Origin of the sequence: Paenibacillus radicibacter, assembly GCF_024721995.1 — a bacterium.
Classification (GTDB): Bacteria; Bacillota; Bacilli; order Paenibacillales; family NBRC-103111; genus Paenibacillus_AM; species Paenibacillus_AM radicibacter.
On record NZ_JANQBC010000016.1, the window covers coordinates 74697 to 91813 of the forward strand.

Here is a 17117-nt window from a genome sequence, read left to right on the forward strand (position 1 = left end):
ACACATAAGCTAGTCCAGAAACTCGCATGCGAGTGACTGGGCTTTTTTATGTTATTATGTTTGGATGGTTACCATTCTACTATATATAAGATAGAATACAAGCCCACTTCTAAGTTAGAAGTGGGCTTAACTTATTTGCCAAGTAGTTATACCCGCCTGTTATCCACGTGCCTGCACTTGCGCTAGCCCAAGCAGGAACATTTCCATACCGAGCACCTTATCGATGCCACCTGTTTTCATCTGATAATCAAGATCCGCAATATCTCCAATAATGCGTGAGAGTGCTCCGATCTCAAAGTTACGAGCTTGACCTTCCGCAACTTTGACTGCAAATGGGTGAAGCCCTAACTGCGAAGCAATCTGGCCTTGCGAATAGCTTTGTTTGCTCAATTCTTTCACTTGCAGCATGATACGGAACTGTCTGGCGATCAGCATCATAATCTTAATCGGCTCTTCCTTCTGCTTCAGCAGCTGCTCAAGCAGCATAAAAGCACGCTCTAAGCGAAGCCTCACCACTTCCTCAACTAACAGGAACACATTCTGCTCAGCACTACGAACGACAAGCTCATCAACGAGCTCCTGCGTCACTACACCACTACCGCCTAAGTACAGCGATAACTTCTCAATCTCCGCGGAGAGCGACTGTAGATTGCCCCCTGTGGATAGTATCAACTGATCTAACGCCCCAGGCTCGAATGTGAAGCCCTCCTTAGCTGCACCCTTAAGCACCCAATCCTGCACGCCTTCAGGCGATAACGACAAGAATGGCAGCGCGGCGTCCATTGCCTTCATCGTCTTCACGATCGTCTTACGCTCATCGAGCTTATCCGCGTCCACAATAAACACGAGAATGGAATAATCCACTGGCGATTTAAGATACGAAGTTAATTTATCTAAATTATGATCAACCTTACTTTGATCTCTTGCCCCTGTGAAAAATGTTGCGTTTTTCGCGATTACAATTTTGCGCGGAACCATAAACGGCAGCGTCTCTGTATCTTCAATCACGGTTTCAATGGAAGTCTCCGCAAGATCGAATTTACTAATAGCAAAATCGCGGTGCTCAGGCTCGATTAGCTTCGTTGTCATATAATCAATAAACTGCTGCATTAAATATTTTTCAGGACCATAACAAAGATAAACAGGCAGCGTCTTCCCTGCCCCAATGTCCTTGGCAACTTTCCGATAATCCATAAAGTCACTTCACCTCTTGTCCCTATCTTAACAATGACAAAGGGATTACGTCAAAACGTTGTCGTTTTGACGCAATCCCTTTGTCCGAGCAGAAGATTCCACATGTTAACCATGCGGTGGAAGCATCTATTTAAACATACCCACGAATCGCTCTAGAAACGATCCGTGAGATGGCGTAGTGCTTCAAATGAAGTTATATCACAATATACGTAAGTACGTTGCAATTGGTGCATAAATAAAGCAAACATTCTTAATTCAATTGCTGTTCCTTCTTATTGTTTACATCAATCGAGAAGATATGAATTGCATTACCTTGTGCAACTTCATATTGGAATATGTTCTCTGACACCCACCCAATAGGTGATACGGTTTCAAGCTCTGACCATAAGCGCATCGAGGCAAAGACAGTCTCACCCGTTGTAAGCATGGATATGGAAACTTTACGATCTTTAATTTCCGCGACATACATTCGATTCGCTATACGAATATCGTTGTTAATAGTTGGTGTTATCAAGCTATTAAACTTCAGAATATTCAAATCTCTAGGTGCGACTGCAGACGAATTCGCACTGCCTTGAACTTCTTTGTTCGAGTACAGGTTCACATCATTAGAATCATCTTTTTTCGATGGATCCGCGTTGTTGGAACCTGGCGAAGGTGATACAGGATCAATTGAGGACATTCGTTTCGAATCGGCATCTTGCTGCTTAGCAGTAGACTTCGGCTGACTTGTCCCTTTATTGTTGTCGATAGTCGACACCTTTACATTCTTCTCCTCTGGAGTAGGTGAAGGCTTTGCAGTTGGTGACTCCTCACTCTTCGGCGGTGAACCCGTATCCGGTATCGCAGCGCCCGCTTGCTGCTCCTGCTGCGGCGGATTCGGACTTACAGTTGACTCATTTGCATTCGGCGGAGCAGCTACGCTAGCTTGTTCTTGCTGCCCCCCTGCAGGAGTTACTGTCGCTTGTGCTACAGGAGTATTATTGGCATTCGTATCCAACATATCCGTAACTTCCGATGCTGCTTGATTCAATTTGGGGTCTTGCACCGTTTGCTCATTCCAAAGCAACATGATTGCAGCGCAGCCGGCAACTGCAACGCCACCCACTAATTTCCAAGATATGTAGGATGATAATCGTTTCGTCCATGGAATAGACGGTTTCTTAGCAGCTACATGATCAACAACAAGAGCAGCACTTTCCTCTCTCTTGTTCACGTTCTCATTCAATTCCGCAAGCTTAGGCAGTATCGCATCAACTAGGCTGTAACGAGGATTCACCTTAGGCAGCTGATCAAGTTCAAACGCTAGCAGCTTCATTCGCTGTAGCAGCTCCGCACATTCATGACAGTTCTGCGTATGAGCGAGAAGCTCCCGTTCTTCTTGCTGCTCTAGGTCATTATCGACATATCTCTGGATCCATTCAGTTGCTTTCTCGCAATTCATCCCCGGACACCTCCGTTCTGATACTCTTTAAGTAGGTTTTGAAGTTGCTGCCTCGCTCGGAAAAGATACGACTTTACCGTGTTGAGAGGCAAATCTAAGCTCTCCGCAATTTCGTTGTAAGAAAAATCCTGCAAGTACCGTAATACAATTACGGATCGATGGTGCTCAGGCAACTGTTCAATTGCTTCTCGAACGTCTTGAGCAACGTATGTAGACATGACTTCTGACTCAACATCTTTACTATATATAAATTGCATATCATTCTCTTCAATGGAAACCTGCGGACGCTTTTTACGAAATTTATCAATACAAATATTCGTTACAATTCGTTGAACCCAAGTTTTAAATAATGCCTTTTCTTCGTATGAATGAATCTTGGTATAAATCCGAATGAGAGCCTCTTGTGAAGCATCAAGTGCATCCTGCTCATTACCTAACATGTAGAAGGCAGTGCGGTAGACGTGCGATTCAATTTCTCGCAATAGGGTGATAAGAGCTTCCCGGTCCCCCGATTGTGCTGCTCTAACGAGTTCTGCCGCAATCAATGGGATTCCTCCTCTCCCGCAACCTTACAGACGAACGTGTCTTCTAAAAAGTTGCGCTTTCCTCAAAATTAATCAATATTTTCCTCTCTAGAATAGCAAAAAAATGAGGGAATCTCAAAAATTCCTTATTTCGGTGCATTTTTGGTTCGCCATGAGATGATCCCATCTTGGACAATTGCCTGTATTTCACCCATTCGGTCTGTTCGGAAAACAGAACTTTCAGACTCAGCTAAACGCTGAAGGGTCGCCTCTGATGGGTGCCCGTAGCTATTCTTCTCCCCTACTGAGATTACTGCTACCTTAGGTTGCCACCATGCAAGCCACTCTCTGGATGTCGAATGCTTGGAACCGTGATGCCCCACTTTCAGCACATCGATTGGTCCATAAGGATTGTTAGGATGTTTCTGCTGCCATGTCTGAAGTAGTCCGAGCTCTGTCTTCGAACCCAGATCACCGACAAACAGCCACTTCGTACCATCCATCTCCAGCAAAAAAACGATCGAGCTTTCATTCTGTTCGGCTTCGATCTTAACTTCATTCCCATCTTCATTCGCATGAGGAAAAAGAATATGCAGCTTCGTTTTCTCATCAAGTGTAAGTGTCTGTCCGCTTTGGACAGCACGAAGCGAAATAGATTTTGCAAGTACAGTCTGAAACAAACTCGCATTATCTGCTGATGGTTTATACGTTCCATTAAACACAAAGTTCTTCACAGGAATGTCCTTTAATACTGCAGCAAGTCCACCAGCATGGTCTGCATCGGCGTGACTTAAGAACACCCAATCCAGTTCATGAACGCCACGTTTCTTCAGAAGTGGTACAAGAAGCTTGCGTCCTACTTCATAAGGATCTCGTCGAATTTTCCATTCCTCGCCTGCTTTGCGAAAAGTAATCGTACCGCCTCCATCAATTAATGCGCGCTTGCCTGTCGGTGTTCGTATGAGAATAGAGTCTCCCTGACCGATGCTAATGAACTGTACTTCTCCTTTTCCGCTTAAGCTGTCTGGTGAATAACCGACAAAAAGCAGGAACATCCATGCAATAAGAGTTAAGATAGAGCCGTATATGGTTACTGACCGGTAAAATGTCACCTTTCCTCTTGCTGCAATCCACTCGTTCGGCTCGACTTGACCGCTTCGATAAGCGAACCACTTGGCGATAAATGCGTACATGACAAGCAGCAATCCAAAATACGCCATGATCCAGAGAATCGTAGGCGATGGCCAGATCATTGCCCCCTTCCACTGCGCCATTAAATCCATCGTTTGAAACAGTACACTGTTCAGATACCCAAGCAATGTGCCCAGCAGCTTCCCTAGTGGCAGCCAAATGAGACCGAATACTAACGCTAGTAAGCCAACTGGATAGACGACTAGAGAAAAGATAGGGACGAGCAGCAGATTAGCAATCGGGGATAACAAGGAAAACTGGTTAAAGTAGTAAATCGATAGTGGAAAAGAAACGAGTTGCGATACTCCCATTACTGTAAGTGCGCCATACAACTTCGGTCGATCAGATGGTAGCAACTTCATTACACGAGGCGCCGCCCAAATTAATCCAGCTGTTGCGATAAAAGATAATTGAAAAGATACATCAAGCACCATGTAAGGTTCCCAGATTAGCAGGATAATGGCAACGATACACAAGATATGAAGCACATCTTTCAAGTGCCCTTGTCTGGTTGCCCAGAGCCCAATCATCGCCATAATCCCTGCTCGGACGATGGATGGTGAAGCTCCTGTAAGCAGAATGTACGGTGGCATCATACAAATACTGACGAGTAGATATGTTTCCTTAGATAGTCGAAAACGCTTGAAAATTGCGATAAGCGCACCTAAAAAGACAGCTACGTTCAGTCCAGAGATTGCAATGATATGTGTAAGCCCTAGCGAAGAGAATTGAGTAAAGCGTTCGGGCTCCAAGGCATCGTTCATGCCAAGCAGCATGCCCTTCATAAGCGGAGCGTGCTCCGGCGCGAAGAGAAGGTCGATGCGGGCTGCGAGGTACGAACGCAAGGTATCTGTCTGGCGCAGCACTTGGACTGCGCTAAGCGCTTTAGGAGCAGCCACCACGGTGACGGAGGCTGTGCCTTTGGCTTCGAGCATCCAATGGATGCGGTGCTCGCGAAGGTAGCGGCGGTAATCGAAGCCGCCGTAGTTCTGGGCTGGCGTTGGGCGCACAAGGGTCGACCGGATCGTGATCCGGTCCCCGCGCCTCCATGCGCTAGCGGTGGTCTGCTCCGCCTGCTGCGTGAGGCGGAGGGAGATTTGGACGCGCTCCTTGGCGGGGAGCGCGGTTGGGGTTGGTGTTGCCGCCGATGACTGAGTCGAGCTTGCCGCTACAGAGGTGTTGACCGTTGCTGTTAGCGCTTGTGCCAAGCTATTAGCAACGATTTGAGCCGACGTATGCGACAGCTCACTCACGTCGAGCGTAAAGCTAACTTTATCCCCGTCGATTTCGACCGGGGAGGCGATGTCTCCTTTTGCCACAACTTCGGTATTCTCGTGCTCTAATGGAATTGCGGTCTGATTCCGACTGTCATTACCGTGATAGTAGCCAATTGCGATGATGGCGACAAGGGCAATCGTAAGCTTATCTCGATGTGGAAGTTTGAGTACATGAATGAGCACACAACTCAGCAAGGCAGCCCCTGCCATCACATAGCCTACTTTGGTCCATTCATAATAAATTTGCAGTCCATAACCTATTACCCAAGCAATTGTGATCCATATGATTCGATTGTTCATATTCACTTGATCCTTCCATATGCACAAAAAGCACCCCACTTCTGCTTGCGCAAAAATGAGGTGCTTCCTCGTACAATTATTTCATTCATAACATATTTAGTTCGTAACAACACTTACTGTGCCAATAGGCGGCTCGTAAGTCGTTAATTGACGGAACACAATTTGCCTAGTCTGCATCAGATGACTTACTTTACTGCTGTCTTTCGGGTAAGAGCGATGATACACAATCTCTGTTACGCCAGAATTCGCAAGCATGTTCGCACATGTCCAGCATGGCTGATCTGTTACATAAACAGTTGCACCTTCACGGTTGTGCATATCTGTGAACAACAATAAGTTCTGTTCCGCATGAATCGTGCGAATGCAGCGTTCTTTGCGAATCATCTCTTCCTTGCCCTCAACCACTTTTAACTCATACTCTTCAACAAGCATACAGCCCGCTTCCGTACAATCCGGTACACCCATAGGTGCGCCATTATATGCAGTACCTAGTAGCTTCTTGCCCTTAACAAGCACTGCACCGACATGTCGTCGTTCACAGCGGGAGCGCGTTGAAGCCATATAGGCGATATCCATAAAGTAAGTATCCCAATCTTTTCTCATTGCCATAAAATCACCTGCTATCCATTTGAAGGGGTTTGTGCTTATTTTCTCATATTTTGCACGTAATGGAAAGGCATGATTGAACGGCTAATCGACATATACAAGGGGCTCTATCTTCGCTAACATCTTCTCCCCAATCCCTTTCACGCTATCCAGTTCTTTGACTGATTTGAAGCCGCCTATTTTCTTGCGATGATCAAGAATGGCTTGTGACTTACTTGGTCCAATCCCAGGTAGGGTTTCGAGCTGGGTGGCGGTAGCCGTGTTAAGGTTGATTTTGCCGGATTTGTTAGTGGTTGAAGCTGCTGCGCTTGACTTTGAAGAACTACTGGAATTCTTTTCGTTCGAGCTCTGGCTAGAACTAGAACTTGGACTTGAGTTAGTATTTAGACTTGAGTCTCCATTGGAACTTCGTGATGAGTCAGAACCCGAGGCAGAAGATGCTTCTGTATTCGAATTGGAACCCTGCTGAACAGAAGCCCCTCCTCCTTGCGTAGTGGAACCTGATTGCGAAGCTTGTCCCGCTCCACCAACTTGCGACTGCGTACCTGTTGTTCCTTTACTTTGATTACTGTTCGCAGGATTATTACTTGTTGTGCCATCCTTCTCCGTCTTCGAACCTCCATGCTGCTTTAACAGCACTTCCATCTCTTTATTCACTTCTTTGAACCCTTCCGACAGCGGATTCGTGTTACTCGATGAGACGAGGATATAGATTGCAACTCCAATTCCACCACAGGCGATCAAGAACCAAAGAGTCATTTTTCTAGATAATAGATGCAATAGACTTACCTCCATAATCATAATGAAATAATGAAATCATAAAATCTACATTTTGAAATATTGTTCGACAAAGCCGAATGATGACAAGCTGTGTCACATATATATGGAAGAAATAAATTGGGTCGTTTGTGAAGTTCCGGGAGGGGATTGCGATGAGAGTCGGCTTCATTGGCACCGGCAGCATGGGAAGTATTCTAATCGAAGCATTTATTCAGTCGGGAGCACTTGCTCCACAACAAATAATCGCTAGCAATCGCACGGTTAGTAAAGTGGAACGTTTAGCTGAGCAATATCCAGGTGTTAGCGTAGCTCGTTCTAATATTGAAGTGGTGCTGGATAGCGACATTGTGTTTCTATGTATCAAACCTGTTGAATTCAAGAAAGTTATTGATGAGATTCGCAAAATCATTCTACCCACACAGACGGTTGTATCGATCACATCATCGGTTCTGATCAAACATCTTGAAAATCAAATGCCTTGCAAAATCGCCAAAGTCATTCCAAGCATTACGAATTTGGTACTTAGTGGTGCAACACTATGTATGTACAGTGAACGAATGCAGCCTGAAGATATTGAGGAATTAGAGAGCTTGCTCACACATATCTCGGCACCGATACGGGTAGAAGAAGAGCATACACGTATTTGTTCAGATCTATCGAGCTGTGGACCTGCTTTTATGGCATTCGTCTTGCAGAAGTTTATTGATGCAGCGATTGAAGAGACAGGTATCCCTGCGGAGAAAGCAACTTCACTCGCTTCTGAAATGTTACTAGGAACTGGAAAATTATTAACATCTGGCGGGCTTGATCCAACAATTGTGCAGAATCGAGTGTCCGTACCAGGGGGAATTACTGCTGAAGGACTTCGCATGATGGAAGGCGAGCTCATTGGTGTATTCAACAAGCTCGTTCACATCACTCATGCCAAGTATGAAGAAGATTTAGAGAAGGTCGAGTCCCTGTTTACGACGAAAAAATAATGTTTTGACGCTATTCGAGCGTGTTCAAAAAGATAAACGAAGAAGAATGAGGGTGTTGTAGGAGCGTAGCGTTCGCCTTTGAAATCGTGAGAATACCATTAAATAAATTCAAAATTCACGATTGAGACAGCGACCGGAAACACCCTCATTCTTCGTAGTGACCCGACTTTTTGAACACACTCTACTCGTAATTGGTTAATTAGCCAACAACGATATTGACTAACTTGCCTTTAACAACAATCATCTTACGAACTGTTTTGCCTGCCATTGCTTCTTGGACTTTTTCCATCCCAAGTGCAAGTTCTTGCATGTCAGCTTCAGCAAGATCTTTGGAGATCATGACACGCTCGACGATTTTACCATTAACCTGAACGACGATTTCAACTTCGTTGTCCACTGTCCATGCTTCATCGAAAGTTGGCCACACCGCGTAAGTGATAGACTCTGTACCACCAAGCTTCGCCCACAATTCTTCTGCAATGTGCGGTGCAATTGGAGATAGCATTTGTACAAAGTTTTTCATTGCTTCAAGTGGAAGCACTTCTGTCTTATAAGCTTCATTCACGAAGATCATCATTTGTGAAATAGCTGTATTGAACCGTAGACCTTCAAGGTCCTCGGTTATTTTTTTGATCGAACGGTGCCATACGCGCTTGAATGCATCGTTGCCAGCGGAAGCCTCGTCTGTAATTTTCTCGTTCAATTTACCAGTGTTCTCATCCACGAACAAGCGCCAGATACGAGCCAAGAAGCGGTAAGAACCTTCTACCCCGTTCTCGTTCCAAGGCTTCGTCGCTTCAAGAGGACCCATGAACATTTCGTACATACGAAGTGTATCTGCACCGAAGTTGTTCACGATCTCATCTGGATTTACAACGTTGCCGCGGGACTTACTCATCTTCTCATTATTCGTACCCAAGATCATACCTTGGTTCACTAGCTTGTGGAACGGCTCTTTCGTTGTTACAACACCTAGATCGTACAACACTTTGTGCCAGAAACGAGCGTACAACAAGTGAAGTACCGCATGCTCTGCACCACCGATGTATAGATCAACCGGCAACCATTTCTCAAGCAATTCAGGAGAACATAGCTGCTCGTCGTTGCGAGGATCGATAAAGCGCAAGTAGTACCAGCAAGAACCTGCCCATTGTGGCATTGTGTTCGTCTCACGACGCGCTTTCATACCCGTCTCTGGATCGATTGTGTTCACCCAGTCCGTAGCATTCGCAAGCGGTGATTCCCCTGTACCAGACGGTGCAATTACGTCCATTTCTGGCAACATAAGCGGCAATTCCGATACTGGAACAGTCTTCATTGTGCCATCTTCCAAGTGAAGAATTGGAATCGGCTCACCCCAGTAACGTTGACGGGAGAACAACCAATCACGCAAGCGATAAGTCACTTTACCCTGACCTTTGCCTTCCGCTTCCAACCACTCGATCATACGAGCCATTGCATCTACATTGCTCATGCCATCCAAAATACCGGAGTTCACGTGTGCACCATCGCCAGCGTACGCCTCTTCTTGTACGTTACCGCCTGATACAACTTCAATGATCGGAAGATCGAAAGTCTTCGCAAATTCCCAGTCACGCTCATCATGTGCAGGAACCGCCATAATAGCGCCCGTACCGTATCCAGCAAGTACATAGTCTGCGATCCAGATTGGCGTTTTCTCACCATTGACTGGATTAATCGCATAAGCACCTGTGAACACACCGGATTTTTCCTTAGCTAAGTCCGTACGTTCCAAGTCACTCTTACGAGATGCTTGCTCTTGGTACGCCTTAACAGCTGCTTCTTGCTCAGGCGTTGTAATGCGTGCCACAAGATCATGTTCTGGAGCAAGTACACAGTACGTCGCACCGAACAATGTATCTGGACGTGTTGTAAATACAACTAACTCCGAATCTGCATGGCCCTCGATTGCAAAACGAACCTCTGCCCCTTTGGACTTACCGATCCAGTTACGCTGCATATCCTTGATGCTTTCCGCCCAATCCAATTCTTCCAAATCTTCAAGCAAGCGCTCTGCGTATTCTGTAATCTTCAAGATCCATTGACGCATTGGCTTGCGAACAACCGGGTGACCGCCACGCTCGGATAAGCCGTCAATTACTTCTTCATTCGCAAGTACCGTACCAAGCGCTGGACACCAGTTCACAGGTACTTCGTCTACGTAAGCAAGACCTTTGTTATACAATTGGATGAAAATCCACTGCGTCCATTTGTAGTACTCAGGATCCGTCGTGGAAATTTCACGATCCCAATCGTAGGAGAAGCCTAACGATTTAATTTGAGCACGGAACGTATTAATATTTTCCACTGTAAAGCCAAGCGGGTGTTTACCTGTATCAAGTGCGTACTGCTCAGCAGGCAATCCGAACGCATCCCAACCCATTGGGTGAAGTACGTTAAAGCCTTTCATACGCTTGTAACGAGACACGATGTCTGTCGCTGTGTAACCCTCTGGGTGACCTACGTGAAGTCCAGATCCGGATGGGTACGGGAACATGTCAAGTGCGTAGAACTTCGGCTTGCTCTCATCATCAAGCACCTTAAATGATTTATGTTCATCCCAATATTTTTGCCATCTTGGTTCTAGCTCCGTTGGTTTATAACCAAACTGCTCTCTTTCTGTCATACGACTTCCTCCTCGATTCAAAAAACTCATTATTAAAAACCAAAAAACCTCCCGCCTCTAGCTTTAACGCTAGGGACGAGAGGTTATAATTCCCGTGGTACCACCCTAGTTAGCAGCCGGCATACTTTGCCAGTGCTCACTCGATCCCCTTAACGCGGGGTAAACGTTCCAGCTAGGAATACCTTTTATAAGTTAAAAAGGATTCGTTCACCTTCAAGCTCCATGGCGAGTTCACGACGACCGTCTATCGGCTTCCACCAAGCGCCGACTCTCTGCGTAAGTACGTTCATTCGTTACTGTTCCATATCCACTATCTTATATATTGATTAAATTCAACTAACGATATGTTGTTGATTATATGTAAAAATGTCCCTTGGTGTCAAGAACCTGACGCTTAAAGGTGCAAATTCACTATTTTTGAGCAGAAAAGAACGCTCTTGATGTCGCTTTATTCGGTGCATCTGTCGTAAAATCAGCAGTCACTTCGATATTCGTAAATCCAACCGCACGGAGCTGCTCGCTCAACCAATCAAGCTCATATGCACGCTGTACATGTTCTTCATCTGTCCGCCGATACAACCCACTTGGTTCTTGTGAAAAAATCGACAACTGATGATGAATCGTCATCTCTTCCTCATCCAGCTCACATACCCAAGTATAGGCAATTTCCTCTTCATCTAATACATACGGCTGCTCAGCCGCGTAATTGCGTAAGAGTTGCGGGGTATGCACATCGAATAGGAACAAGCCCCCATCCACGAGTCCATCGTATACGCTTTGAATCGCCGCGATGATTCCTTCCTCATCCAGCACATAGTTCATGCAATCGCAAAGCGATATCGCCACATCCACCTTCTCAGGCAAGACCCAGTCGCGAAGATCGCCTTGTAGCCACGTGACAGAGCCGCTTGCAGGCAGCTTTGCGCCTTGCGATTTATCCTGCGCGACAGCGAGCATATCTTCGGATAGATCAACACCGAACACTTTGTATCCTTTTGAAGCAAGAGGAATTGCAATTGTTCCTGTACCACAGCCTAGATCCACGACCGTACGAGGGTTTAGTCCTTTGCTCAGACAACTTTGTTCAAACCACGCGATCCAGCTGTCGTAAGGCATGTCAGCCATTAGTCGATCGTATGTATAGGCGAATTGTTCGTATGCCATCGTCGCCGTTCACTCCTTTTATAATCGCAAAACAATCGTTTCACTTTCTAATCAGTTCCAAAAAAGGCCGCCGAGCTTATGCTCGCCGACCCTCCTGCTTACTTCTTCTTCAAATATGTCCAGTTCTCTTTAAGCTCGATCAAATCTTCCTTCAGAAGCTTGCCAAGCGCACGTTTGAACGCTGATTTACTAAAGCCAAAGCGGCTCATAATAATATCTGCTTCTGTCTTATCCGAATACGGAATACCACCGTCTGGGCGATCTTTCATCATTTGCAAGATGACTTCGGCATCATCTGTACGGCTAATTTCCTTCGCTGCTTTCATCGAAAGGTTCACACGGCCATCCTCAGGACGAACGTGAGTAACACGCACTTTAACCGTCTCACCTTGACGAAGTGCACGCGGACGCTCACCGCCAGGAATAAGACCGATCACACCAAAACCAAGTACGCCTGCATCACAGACTACGAATGTGCCCATTTGCAAAGGTTTGTACACCGTAGCGTCAACCCAACGATTCTTCCAGGATTCAGGTGCATGTACGCAAAGTCTAATCAACTCATCTTCACGAGTCGTCTTCGCGATCAAGCGACCGGATTTATCCGTATCCATCGTAACGTACACGTGGTCGCCTACAACTGGACGAAGCTCTTTCTTCTCCGGCAATTCACGAACGGGCAGCAATAGATTGCGACCCAGTCCCATCTCTAGGAAAATACCGAAGCGTGGATGAATGTCCACGACTTCAAGCTTAGCTGTCTGTCCTTTAAGAAGAAGCGGACGATTCATTGTCGCCATCATACGGTCGTAAGTGTCATGATAAAGGAAAACCTCAACACGCTCACCGATTTTAATTTTGCCGACGATCTCACTGTAATGCAATAAAATATCTTGTTCGCCATCCGTTAAAAAATATCCATTAGGCGCAATTTCACGAGCAACCTCTAAGGTTGCCATTGTTCCTGCTTCAAAACTCATATCCGTTCCACCACTTTCGCATCGGACCATATCCGTTCTATGTTGTAGTATTCTCGATCATCCCGATGGAATACGTGGAGCACAACGTCACCCATATCAATAAGCACCCATTTCGCTGTGTCAAAACCTTCGATACCGCGAACTTTCACACCTTTTGCATCCGCTTTTTTGCGTGCTTCAGTTGCTATCGCCTGTACTTGCGTTTCGGAATTACCACTGCATATAACAAAGTAATCCGATACCATCGAAATTTCGGTAACGTTCAAAGTGACCACATTCATCGCCTTCTTATCGTCGACAGCATGAACGATCAGTTCCATTAATTGCTTTGGGGATAGGCTCACTCTCGTCCTCCTCATCATTAGACCCTTATTTAATTACATGTTCAGCTTAGCTACGAGATCATTACGAGTTAATAGCGTCAGCGGATACACAATCTTTCTCTGATCCAATAACACACGGATCGTTCCTTCAAAACCTGCTAGTAATGCTTCATCAAGAGAAGTTGCTGCTAATTCACGCAGTCGTTCAACTCCTGGGAAGTCTCGGCCAGGCTCTATATAATCGGCTAAACCGACGATTTTTTCAAGTAAAGACATATTGGGACGACCGGATGTATGATAGCGAATCGCATTAAGAATATCTTCATCTTCGATCTGAAACGTTTCCTCGGCAATCCAAGCCGCCGCAGGTGCATGCCATAACTGCTTGTCGTATTCCAATACTTCTAGGTCACGACCGCTCTCACGCACGACTTCCGCTTGCTCATCTACCTGCCAATATTTACAGTAATCATGCAATATCGCGGCAAGTTCAGCTTTCGCAGGATCAGCACCATATTGCTCAGCCAGCCTAACCGATGTTTCCATCACACCAAGCGTGTGCTGCCAGCGCTTCTCGGGCATCTGTTCACGTACAATCTCAATTAATTGTTCACGATTCATAAAGCCCACACTCCTTGATATAGGTATTGACTGACTCCGTTACCAAGTAACGAATCGAATCACCAGCATGTACTTTGCTTCGAATAAATGTAGAGGAAAGCTCGATATTCGGCATCTCCACCATCGTAACGACTGAGGAAATTTGCGCCGGTAATTGATCATGGTCAATCACATAGCCACCTCGATCAAGTCCAAGAAACTTAACCTTCGTCACGAGCCTATCGATCTCGAACCACTTTGGAAGATACTGCACCATATCACCGCCGATAATGTAATAAAAAGAATACGCGGGATGAGCTGCAGTTAGTTGTTCCACCGTGTAGATCGAATAAGAAACTCCGCCTTTACGAAGCTCGAAGTCACACGCCTTGAAATGCGGATTTTCCTCTGTCGCAAGACGTACCATCTCTAGGCGCTGCTCAGGTGAGCCCAGCGGAGCACGTTCTTTATGAGGCGGGACGAAAGTCGGCATGAACCATACTTCATCTAGTCCTCCATCGACTCTAGCACGTTCTGCGGCAATTAAATGCCCAATATGAATAGGGTCGAACGTACCGCCCATAATTCCGATTCGCATACATTTCCTCCGTGTCCTGCTGAACTACTTGCTTTTCGGAAGCACGATTTGCTTGTGATCTTTGGATTCTTTGTACAATACGATTGTCTTACCGATTACTTGTACTAGCTCACAACCAGATTGCTGTGCGATTTCTTGTGCAACTTCATCACGATCTTCCATGCAGTTGTTCAGCACAGATACTTTGATTAATTCTCTAGGCTCGATCGCTTCAAGAATGTGAGTGATCAATTGTTCATTAACGCCGCCTTTACCTACTTGGAAGATGGGTGTCAAATGATGTGCTTCCGCTCTTAAAAAACGCTTTTGTTTACCTGTTAACATATGAAATTCAGCCTCTATTCTGTAATGATTCTAATACGATCTCTCGCATGACTTCGATAGGAGCAGGTTTGCCTGTCCAAAGTTCGAATGCACATGCACCTTGAAAAATAAACATCCCCAGCCCACCATGCGGACGTGCTCCGCATGCCTCTGCTTCTTGCAGGAGCTTCGTTACTCTAGGGTTATAAATCAGATCACTAACGATTAAACCACGATGCAAGTAATCCGCTGACAATGGAGTCTCATTGACGTTCGGAGACATGCCGACCGATGTCGTGTTAATCACGATCGTAACTTCATGCATAATGTCCCCTATTTCATCCATTCCAAGTCCAATCGCTTCGGTATACTTGTCAATAATCGCTGCGAGTTCGTTCGCACGTTTGCTCGTACGATTGGCGATATAGATACATGGAACGCCTTCACGAGCAAGCTCGTATGCAACTCCTCGAGCTGCTCCACCCGCTCCAAGTATGAGCACTCGTGCTGTCGTTAGATCAACACCTGTCTCTTCCTTCAAAGAACGAACATAGCCGATTCCATCGGTATTATAGCCTGTCAGTACACCGCCGCGATTCACAACGGTATTCACCGCACCTGCAACACGTGCGCCTTCATCAATGTGATCGAGATATGGCATGATCTCCACTTTATGTGGAATGGTGACATTCACCCCGCCAAGTCCTAGCGCACGAATCCCTTCGACGGCTCCATGCAGCCGATCGGCCGAAACATGAAAAGCCGTGTAAGCCGCATTCAATCCCAATTCACGAAATGCACGGTTATGCATAATTGGCGAGCGTGAGTGACCAATCGGGTCACCGAGCACCCCATAAAGCACCGTCTGACTGTTTAAAAGGCCTTTTTTCATGCGCTATTCCCCCTAGCGACTTGTGATTAAAAAGTGGGAGTTACTGCGGATAAAAGAATCACTTCCAGCCTCCGGTGAAATCGTAAACTTTTGAATTAATTATAAGGTATATTTACTCTTTCAAAATCGGTCGCTACCGCTCTTCCAGTGACTCTTTTTTCCTCCGTAACACTTTTAAATCACGTTATTTTTATTAAATTAAAGACTCACGAACAACAACTTTCACGCCTTTAGGGGCGTGGATGGCGATTTCAGCGCCGGCTTTGCTGTTGATTTTGATCCAGCCAAGCCCGGAGATCAGGATGTCCATCTCTTTGCCCCGCGGAATGGAGATTTGCTGTTTCACGAAGCTTGGTAAGTTGTCTACATCGTCTTTGGACGGTGGTGTTAATAGTTCACCCTTGTGTCCTGCATACAAATCATCTGCACGATCTAGCTTCGTACGGTGCAGCTTCAAACTATTAGCGATATAGAACGTGAATGATTGACGATCCCCTTTGATGAAATCAAAACGAGCAAGTGCGCCAATGAATAGCGTCTGTGCTTCGTTTAATTGATAGATCATCGGCTTAATCGTGTTGCTCGGCATCACTTTACCAAGGTCGCGACGCGAGATCAACTCCGTTAGACGGTGCTTGTACACGATACCTGGTGTATCTACGATGTATTTGCCATCCTCAAGCGGAATTTTAACGAGATCAAGTGTTGTTCCTGGGTATGAGGAAGTCGTAAGTTCCGATTGCAGATCACTGAAATCAGAGATTAGACGGTTAATTAGAGTAGATTTACCTACGTTCGTTGCCCCGACCACATAAATATCTTGATTGCCACGATGCTCACCAAGTGATTCAATCACACGATCAAACCCCATATTGCGCTTCGCGGAACAAAGCACGACATCCACAACACGCAAGCCATTCTGCTTCGCGTGCTTTTGTACCCAGTTCACGATTCGGTTATAATTCGTTACTTTTGGCAGTAAGTCAATTTTATTCACAACGAGAATGATCGGGTTATTCCCTACGAAACGCTGCAAACCTGAGATCATGCTTCCCTCGAAATCAAAAATATCAACGATATTCACAACAAGTGAATTCGTCTTGCCGATACCGCCTAATATTTTCAAAAAGTCATCTTGATCCAGTGCAATTGAACTTGATTCATTATAATGCTTAATGCGATAACAACGCTGACAAATAACGGGTTCCTTTAATAAGGCTTCTTCTGGAACGAAACCCAGTTTGCTTGGGTCTTCAAGCTGTAACTTCACGCCGCAACCCGCGCAATACAATACTTCTTCACTCATTTGTGTAC

General features: G+C 45.7%; 16 protein-coding genes and 1 other annotated feature. Of the genes, 1 reads left to right on the forward strand and 15 read right to left on the reverse strand.

Translation table 11 applies throughout. The features are described 5' to 3' along the window. Positions 1-159 precede the first annotated feature (159 nt). The 6 genes from holA to NV379_RS24110 all read right to left on the reverse strand — a co-directional run bounded on the left by holA (position 160) and on the right by NV379_RS24110 (position 7295). On the reverse strand, positions 160-1194 hold the full coding sequence (gene holA, locus NV379_RS24085) for a DNA polymerase III subunit delta (protein ID WP_258209896.1): 1035 nt from the start codon (positions 1192-1194) through the stop codon (positions 160-162). Between the two features lie 250 nt (positions 1195-1444). Then, positions 1445-2638 carry a zf-HC2 domain-containing protein gene (locus NV379_RS24090; RefSeq protein ID WP_258209897.1) on the reverse strand — a complete coding sequence of 398 codons (1194 nt, stop codon included), beginning with the start codon at positions 2636-2638 and terminating at the stop codon, positions 1445-1447. Next, complete coding sequence (locus NV379_RS24095; RefSeq protein WP_258209898.1) at positions 2635-3183, reverse strand: RNA polymerase sigma factor; 549 nt, start codon at positions 3181-3183, stop codon at positions 2635-2637. The genes NV379_RS24090 and NV379_RS24095 overlap by 4 nt, the downstream gene beginning before the upstream one ends. Before the next feature lie 125 nt (positions 3184-3308). Then, positions 3309-5930, reverse strand: coding sequence for a DNA internalization-related competence protein ComEC/Rec2 (locus NV379_RS24100; RefSeq protein ID WP_258209899.1), 2622 nt, complete (start codon positions 5928-5930; stop codon positions 3309-3311). Between the two features lie 96 nt (positions 5931-6026). Continuing rightward, positions 6027-6539, reverse strand: coding sequence for a deoxycytidylate deaminase (locus NV379_RS24105; protein ID WP_258209900.1), 513 nt, complete (start codon positions 6537-6539; stop codon positions 6027-6029). Positions 6540-6620: 81 nt separating this feature from the next. Beyond that, the gene (locus tag NV379_RS24110) at positions 6621-7295 is read right to left on the reverse strand and encodes a ComEA family DNA-binding protein (RefSeq protein ID WP_258209901.1); all 675 of its coding nucleotides are present in this window, start codon (positions 7293-7295) and stop codon (positions 6621-6623) included. A gap of 173 nt (positions 7296-7468) precedes the next feature. Between NV379_RS24110 and comER the strand changes: the two genes are divergently transcribed. Further along, positions 7469-8296: a late competence protein ComER gene (comER, locus tag NV379_RS24115; RefSeq protein WP_258209902.1), complete on the forward strand. Its 828-nt coding sequence runs from the start codon at positions 7469-7471 to the stop codon at positions 8294-8296. 199 nt (positions 8297-8495) lie between these two features. On the opposite strand, the gene leuS is transcribed toward comER, so the two are convergent. From leuS to yqeH, 9 genes are all read right to left on the reverse strand, one after another. Continuing rightward, entirely contained in the window at positions 8496-10943 is a 2448-nt protein-coding gene (leuS, locus tag NV379_RS24120; RefSeq protein ID WP_258209903.1) for a leucine--tRNA ligase, read from the reverse strand. A gap of 68 nt (positions 10944-11011) precedes the next feature. Beyond that, positions 11012-11260, reverse strand: a binding site (T-box leader). A gap of 94 nt (positions 11261-11354) precedes the next feature. Further along, complete coding sequence (locus NV379_RS24125) at positions 11355-12107, reverse strand: class I SAM-dependent DNA methyltransferase (protein WP_258209904.1); 753 nt, start codon at positions 12105-12107, stop codon at positions 11355-11357. A gap of 98 nt (positions 12108-12205) precedes the next feature. Next, positions 12206-13087: a CvfB family protein gene (locus NV379_RS24130; protein WP_258209905.1), complete on the reverse strand. Its 882-nt coding sequence runs from the start codon at positions 13085-13087 to the stop codon at positions 12206-12208. Further along, positions 13084-13431, reverse strand: coding sequence for a ribosome silencing factor (gene rsfS / locus NV379_RS24135; RefSeq protein WP_258209906.1), 348 nt, complete (start codon positions 13429-13431; stop codon positions 13084-13086). The genes NV379_RS24130 and rsfS overlap by 4 nt, the downstream gene beginning before the upstream one ends. A gap of 33 nt (positions 13432-13464) precedes the next feature. Continuing rightward, positions 13465-14031 carry a bis(5'-nucleosyl)-tetraphosphatase (symmetrical) YqeK gene (gene yqeK, locus NV379_RS24140; RefSeq protein ID WP_258209907.1) on the reverse strand — a complete coding sequence of 189 codons (567 nt, stop codon included), beginning with the start codon at positions 14029-14031 and terminating at the stop codon, positions 13465-13467. Then, positions 14021-14608, reverse strand: a complete 588-nt coding sequence (locus NV379_RS24145; protein WP_258209908.1) for a nicotinate-nucleotide adenylyltransferase — start codon at positions 14606-14608, stop codon at positions 14021-14023. The genes yqeK and NV379_RS24145 overlap by 11 nt, the downstream gene beginning before the upstream one ends. Positions 14609-14632: 24 nt before the next feature. Beyond that, positions 14633-14932, reverse strand: coding sequence for a ribosome assembly RNA-binding protein YhbY (yhbY, locus tag NV379_RS24150; RefSeq protein ID WP_258209909.1), 300 nt, complete (start codon positions 14930-14932; stop codon positions 14633-14635). A gap of 7 nt (positions 14933-14939) precedes the next feature. After that, on the reverse strand, positions 14940-15803 hold the full coding sequence (locus tag NV379_RS24155) for a shikimate dehydrogenase (protein ID WP_258209910.1): 864 nt from the start codon (positions 15801-15803) through the stop codon (positions 14940-14942). 193 nt (positions 15804-15996) lie between these two features. Then, positions 15997-17109: a ribosome biogenesis GTPase YqeH gene (yqeH, locus tag NV379_RS24160; protein ID WP_258209911.1), complete on the reverse strand. Its 1113-nt coding sequence runs from the start codon at positions 17107-17109 to the stop codon at positions 15997-15999. Positions 17110-17117: the final 8 nt, after the last annotated feature.

Coding starts and splice junctions, on each gene's coding strand:
- holA (WP_258209896.1), bottom strand. CDS start 1,194: ATGGATTATCGGAAAGTTGCCAAGGACATTGGGGCAGGGAAGACGCTG.
- NV379_RS24090 (WP_258209897.1), bottom strand. CDS start 2,638: ATGAATTGCGAGAAAGCAACTGAATGGATCCAGAGATATGTCGATAAT.
- NV379_RS24100 (WP_258209899.1), bottom strand. CDS start 5,930: ATGAACAATCGAATCATATGGATCACAATTGCTTGGGTAATAGGTTAT.
- NV379_RS24105 (WP_258209900.1), bottom strand. CDS start 6,539: ATGGCAATGAGAAAAGATTGGGATACTTACTTTATGGATATCGCCTAT.
- NV379_RS24110 (WP_258209901.1), bottom strand. CDS start 7,295: ATGACTCTTTGGTTCTTGATCGCCTGTGGTGGAATTGGAGTTGCAATC.
- comER (WP_258209902.1), top strand. CDS start 7,469: ATGAGAGTCGGCTTCATTGGCACCGGCAGCATGGGAAGTATTCTAATC.
- leuS (WP_258209903.1), bottom strand. CDS start 10,943: ATGACAGAAAGAGAGCAGTTTGGTTATAAACCAACGGAGCTAGAACCA.
- NV379_RS24125 (WP_258209904.1), bottom strand. CDS start 12,107: ATGGCATACGAACAATTCGCCTATACATACGATCGACTAATGGCTGAC.
- NV379_RS24130 (WP_258209905.1), bottom strand. CDS start 13,087: ATGAGTTTTGAAGCAGGAACAATGGCAACCTTAGAGGTTGCTCGTGAA.
- yqeK (WP_258209907.1), bottom strand. CDS start 14,031: ATGAATCGTGAACAATTAATTGAGATTGTACGTGAACAGATGCCCGAG.
- NV379_RS24145 (WP_258209908.1), bottom strand. CDS start 14,608: ATGCGAATCGGAATTATGGGCGGTACGTTCGACCCTATTCATATTGGG.
- yhbY (WP_258209909.1), bottom strand. CDS start 14,932: ATGTTAACAGGTAAACAAAAGCGTTTTTTAAGAGCGGAAGCACATCAT.
- NV379_RS24155 (WP_258209910.1), bottom strand. CDS start 15,803: ATGAAAAAAGGCCTTTTAAACAGTCAGACGGTGCTTTATGGGGTGCTC.
- yqeH (WP_258209911.1), bottom strand. CDS start 17,109: ATGAGTGAAGAAGTATTGTATTGCGCGGGTTGCGGCGTGAAGTTACAG.